Source organism: Curtobacterium sp. MCBA15_007 (assembly GCF_001864905.1).
GTDB classification, from domain to species: domain Bacteria; phylum Actinomycetota; class Actinomycetes; order Actinomycetales; family Microbacteriaceae; genus Curtobacterium; species Curtobacterium poinsettiae.
In genome coordinates this window covers 1,305-5,031 of the sequence record NZ_MJGM01000031.1, presented here as the reverse complement: position 1 = coordinate 5,031, position 3,727 = coordinate 1,305, and the positions used below count along the sequence as shown (strand labels likewise).

3 protein-coding genes are annotated in these 3,727 nt (G+C 66.8%); all 3 read right to left on the bottom strand.

Translation table 11 applies throughout. The annotated features are described in order from the left end of the window. Positions 1-779 precede the first annotated feature (779 nt). The gene (locus BIU95_RS17800) at positions 780-1,247 is read right to left on the bottom strand and encodes a hypothetical protein (protein WP_056068165.1); all 468 of its coding nucleotides are present in this window, start codon (positions 1,245-1,247) and stop codon (positions 780-782) included. A 100-nt stretch (positions 1,248-1,347) separates the two neighbouring features. Further along, positions 1,348-3,225, bottom strand: coding sequence for an alpha/beta hydrolase (locus tag BIU95_RS12565; protein ID WP_071251830.1), 1,878 nt, complete (start codon positions 3,223-3,225; stop codon positions 1,348-1,350). Further along, positions 3,222-3,500, bottom strand: a complete 279-nt coding sequence (locus tag BIU95_RS12560; RefSeq protein WP_139179786.1) for a hypothetical protein — start codon at positions 3,498-3,500, stop codon at positions 3,222-3,224. The genes BIU95_RS12565 and BIU95_RS12560 overlap by 4 nt, the downstream gene beginning before the upstream one ends. Between the last annotated feature and the right edge of the window lie 227 nt (positions 3,501-3,727).

Here is a 3,727-nt window from a genome sequence, read left to right as displayed (position 1 = left end):
ACGCGGCGTCGCCTGACGGCCGGGAGGCGCGACTCACCCCCGCGGCCCAGGCCGCGCTGGCAGGGCGGTCCGGTTTGGAGGCGCGCCTCGCCTCCGCGACGCACGCGAAGCGGGCGGTCCTCGTGGGTTGGAGTGCATGGGGGACGACGAGGGCATCGCCCGTCGCGCTCGGCGGCGGACGATCTGGATCGCCATCGGCGGGGTCGTCGCGGAGGCGGTCGTCGGGCTGTTGCTGCCGAGCGGCGACGATGCGCTGAGCCGGTTCCTGACCGTCCTCGGGTATGCCTTGGCGCTCGGCGGGTTGAGCGGGACCGGTTCGAGCCTCCCGTCGACGATCAAGCTGGCTCCGACGATGCGGTGGCCGGTCCTCGAGCTCGACCGAACGGGCCGACGGAGCGTGCGCCGCGCCGTGTTCGCCGGGAGGCCGATCGAACCGCGCGACTCCGAGATGGCGCATCGTGCTTTCGAGGGGGCTCGGAGTGCGGCGCTGTCGATGCCCCTCTCGCTCGCCCAGTTCCTGGTGCTCTACGCCGGGATCGCGGGACCGCAGATCCCGAACCTCATGAGCGACGACGACTCCTTACGGGTCAAGAGGAGAACGGCGGAGGCGCCCAGTGCGCACATCACGGTCAAGCGTCTACACCGCGGGGTCAAACTGCGTCCCTGTCTGCCACGTCCTCGAACAGCAGCACGCCGTCCGTCCCGCCTCCCACACTTGGCCAGCGCCGAGAGACGGAGCGCGGGCAATCACCGGACCATCCCTCGACCGCGGGAGGGTCTCAACTGCCTGACGGCTTCGACGATTCGGAAGGGCGCGGATTCAGCGGTGTCCCGAGCTTGGGTGGGTTCCCGGGCACGCAGTGCCCGTAGATGATGACTCCAACGAAGCCGGGATCGGTCTGGAACTGCAATCCGTACCCGTCGGCAGCGGTCCCGCCGTTGTAGCCGTTCGGGTAACCGATGACCGTCCGGGGAGGCGACAACGTCTCGTCGTGCTGTACGCGGATACCTTCCATGCCCAGCCTCGACTTGAGCGCGGCTGCAACACGCTTCGTCACATCATCCGGCGTACCGGAGAGAGGTTGATTCCGGATCGCGGTGAGCATGAACTGCGCCCCCGCTCCACCCTGCGAGGAGCAGCCGTTCCATTCCGACTCGGTCCCCTCGGCCCATCCATCCTCTCCGACAACCGACGTAATCGCGGCGAAGATGTCGAGCACATTCTGATGTGACTCCTGCAACGTCATGGATGAATCCTTGCTCGCTGGGGTGTGGGGTCCGGTGTCAGAGCAGCCGGTGATGAGAGTCGCAACGAGTGCGCACAACGCACCCACGACGGCCCGTCGGTCATTGAGTCGGATCACCGGTCAGTCCTGTCTGCCACTCGTACATGAACCAATTGTCCTTCGTCTGCTGCCGCATCCGATCGAAGGGAGCACCAGCTTCAGGGATCTGATCGCCAAGACCCATCGTTGCCTTCGCAGTGTTGTACTGCGCGGTCGTCGCATTGTCGAAGTACGAGTAGCGACCTTGATCATTGCCCTCGCGGCCGTCGTACGGGCCGTGATGGGTGATGCCGTTCAGCGTGTCAGCACCGGACCCTTGCGTCTCGGCGCTGAAGTCATGGGCGCCCCAGGACGGGTCCGTCGGGTCCTGGCGGCCCGACAGGTTCTGCCCGGTGATCGCCCACCCGTCTTTCGCTCCTTGGCTTGCGAATACCTCACCCTTCGGCACCTGCAGTGCGTCGGCGTTCGGCGCAACGTCCGTGACCCCGGCGGACCCGAGGAGCACGACGTGGTCGGCGTGGGTCTTCGTCAGCGCGATCGTTGCCACGTTCGTGCCGTACGAGTGCGCGACGACAGACAGGCTCGAGTCTCTACCCGACGCTGCACGAACTGCGTCGAAGCCGTTCAAATCGGCGACGAGGGCGTCAGCGCCCGTGTGGGCGCGCCCGTTCGCCACGACAGATGCGAACGACAGGTCATCCGCCATCGGCCCGTGATACCCGATCCAGGAGACGACTGCCACATTGGAGGGGGCGGTCTTCCCGAGTACCGCTTGTTCCGCTCGCATACCGGCAGCAATCGTTGCGTAGTTCTGCACGGTCCCGTCCTGGTACGTCGCCGTGTTCATGCCGGGCACGATGTACGTCACGTGCACCGCGGTGTCCATGTCACCGGCGACGATCTGCGCCAACGGCGGCCTGTCATCGACGAGCGAGATGAGCGAGACAGGTTTCGTGTCCAACGTCATCTGAATGTTCTGGTATCCGTCGCGCTGCCGTTCCCAGATCTGGAGTTGCGTTCGGGCGGCCGCGGCGGCCGCGGGGCTCGAAGCGTTCTTCAACTGCTTCTCCCAGTACGACGTCTTCTGCTTGGCTTCGCTGAGCTTGTCTGCGAGCACAGTCTTGTTCGCTCGCGCCCTCGCCCAGTACGCGACGCCGTTCAGGTTCCCGAGCGCCACCGGGAGCGCCGCGACGAACGCATCCTGCTCGGCGGAGTGCGCACCGGCCGGACCGGACATCGCGTTCCACCACAGCGCCACGTCCTTCGCGTCCATGCGCGCCAAGCGTGCAGCGATCGCCGGATCGTCCTGCAACGCGGCGATCGACTCCTTGTCAAGCGTGCCGAGCCACGTGAGGAACTGCCCGTCACTCATCTTCGCCACGGCCGCGGCAGACTTGAGCGTGCCGACGACCTCCGGAGCTTCCAGAGCCGAGGCAGCACGTCGATCGGCTGCATCGCGCCGCATCACCAGCTCTTCCCACTGCACGGACAACCGCCCCTGCAGCCCGGCGAGGCTCGCCGCTCCGTTCTGCAACTGTTGGAGCTTCACTGTGTCCGACTCCACCGCGTCCACGCTCTGCGCGGTCGCGGTGGCCGCGCGGATCGCGCGGGCATTCGCCGCGACGTCATCGGCTGCGTTCTGCTGGGCAGTCTGCACTCGCTGCGCTTCGTCCTGGATCTGCTGCACCTCGCGTGCATACGTGCCCAACGCCGAAGCGGCCTCGTCGAGCCGAGCCGCGATGCGCTGCGAACTCGCGGGCACCGTCGCCGCCACCGTGACGAACCGCTCCTGCGCCTTCCCGCTCCACCCGGACTGCGCTGCCTCAGCAGCGTTCACCACCTGCCGAGCCCCGGCACGGACTGCGTCGGCGTGCTGCGTGTGCAAGCGTGCAAGCCGACGGATCCCGTCCGGATCGCCCGCTGTCGGATCGGCAGTCATCGCAGCTCCTCCGCCAGACCCGCGTCCGTCTGCTCCATCTCCGAAACAGCGTCCTGCACAAATCGGCTCAACGTCTCCGCGTCCTCACCGAGCGAACGGACCATCGCGTCCTGTGCCCGCGCAGACGTCGTGAATGCCGATGCCACGACATCAGAACCGAAACACCCACCATCCGCCTCGGAGAGCGCCCGCTCCGAACCGAACTCCGCCGCCGCATTCTTCGCCTTCGTCGCAACCGCATGCATCGCAGACGCATCGACCGTCAAATCCCCCAACGTTGCCCCCTTCGCCCGCCAACGCTCCCCAAGCATAGCCCGATATGTCACCTCCTTGCGAGCGGTCGGGTCCGTCCGCTGGATGATCGCGACGGCCTCAATGCGGGTCGCTGAGGCCGCGGCTCCGACGCTCGACGGCTCCTCGCCGAGCCGGTTGCAATGTCAGTGTCGATTCGATCTTTGGAGCTTCGCGCGCGGCGGCAGACTCGTCTACGTCTACGTCTACG